Source organism: Roseateles sp. P5_B10 (assembly GCF_056400485.1).
Genome location: NZ_JBFULE010001043.1, coordinates 1 through 1,567 on the forward strand (window position 1 = coordinate 1; position 1,567 = coordinate 1,567).

The following is a 1,567-nucleotide window of genomic DNA, read 5'->3' on the forward strand; positions in this document are numbered from 1 at the left end:
AGACCGTATTGCCGGCCTCGCCCTGCAGGTTGATGCTCTGGGCGCCGCTGACATCGACGGCGACGGGTGCTGCTTGGGCTGTGAGGCTGGCGAGGCCCAGCGCGGCCGCGACGGCCAGGTGTCGGAGTTGCTTCTTCATGGCGTGGGTTTTCAGTTGGATGAGCGGACGACAAAGACGACAGCGGTGCGTGCCGGCACACTGAAGCTGCCGGTTGCGCTGTCGAAGCTGGCCTGCTTGGCGCGCCAGTCGGCGGCGGTCGCGGCGGTGTGCACGGGGTGCAACTCCAGCGCGTGGCCGGCCAGGGTGGGCAGGGTCAGCTGCTTGGCCGTCTTGTCGACGTTGATCAGGTAGACGAGTTCGTCGAAGTTGGCGCCGGCATAGCCCACACCATTCAGGCGGCCGACCAGCACGGTGGCTTCCTGGTTGGAGCCGGTGTTCAGGAAGCTCAGGCGCGACTTGATGTCGTCGGCCGTGCGCAGGCGCAGCAGCGTGCTGCTCTTGCGGATGCGCAGCAGGTCGCGGAAGGCGTCGCGCGTCCAGGCGATGTCGTTGGGGTGGGGCTTGAGCAACGGGTTGGTCAGCAGCGGGCGGGCGAGGTTCCAGTTGTCGCCGTTGTCGCGCGAGGGCGGCAGGCCGACGCCGAAGTTGTTGTCGGCATAGCTCCAGTCCAGGCGGTTGAACCAGTCGCCGCTGTCGTAGCTGTTGCGGTCCAGGCTCTTGCTGCGCAGCGTGTCCACGCCGGCGTGGAAATAGGCCACGCCCTGGCTGAAGGCATTGATGGCGCTGGCCAGGATCTGCACGCGGGCGCGGTCCTCCTTGCTGGTGCCGGTGGGCAGGCGGAAGGCGTTGTTGTCGAACAGCGTCAGGTTGTCGTGGTTCTCCACGTAGTTGACGACTTCGCCGGGCTCCAGCACCCAGCCGGCCGGAATGCCGCCGACGTCGATCTGGTCCAGGCGCAGGTTGGCGTCCCAGCTCGTCTGCATCTGGAAGCTGCGGATGGAGCCGGCCAGCGAGGCCTTGAGGCGGTCGGCCTGCCACATCAGCGTGCCGCGGTTCTGGCCCGAAGCACTGGCGTTGGAGTCGTAGAAGTAGCCGTTGACGTAGCCCTGCTCGCTGACCAGCGCGTTGCCGGAGTCGCAGCAGCCGCCGCCGCGCACCGCGTCGCGGATCAGCGGGTTGAAGCTGCCGATGCCCGAGCCGTTGAGCGACAGCATCTCGGCCTGCACGAAGCGCGCGCCGTTGGCCACTTCACCGAAGTTCCAGCCCTCGCCGACGATCTGCACCTCGCGGCCGGTGGCGACCTTGACGCGCGCCTTCAGTGCCTCGATGACCGAGCGCGGGTGGTGGCCCATGATGTCGAAGCGCAGCGAGCTGATGCGGTAGTCGCGCGTCCAGGTGACGGCCGAGTCGATCATCAGCTTGGCCATCATCAGGTTCTCGGCCGCGGTGTTCTCGCAGCAGGTCGAGCGCTCGATGCCGCCGGTCGCGTTGAGGCGGTAGTAGTAGCCGGGCACGACCTTGTCGAGCACCGAGCTGGCGTTCTGGCCCGACGAGGTGGTGTGGTTG

Annotated in this window: 1 protein-coding gene; it reads right to left on the reverse strand. The window is 67.5% G+C overall.

From position 1 onward, the window contains the following. Positions 1 to 150: 150 nt before the first annotated feature. Positions 151 to 1,567, reverse strand: a 1,417-nt coding sequence (locus AC1DU6_RS30605) for an alpha-1,6-glucosidase domain-containing protein (protein ID WP_477861852.1), incomplete at its 5' end; no start/stop codon positions are given.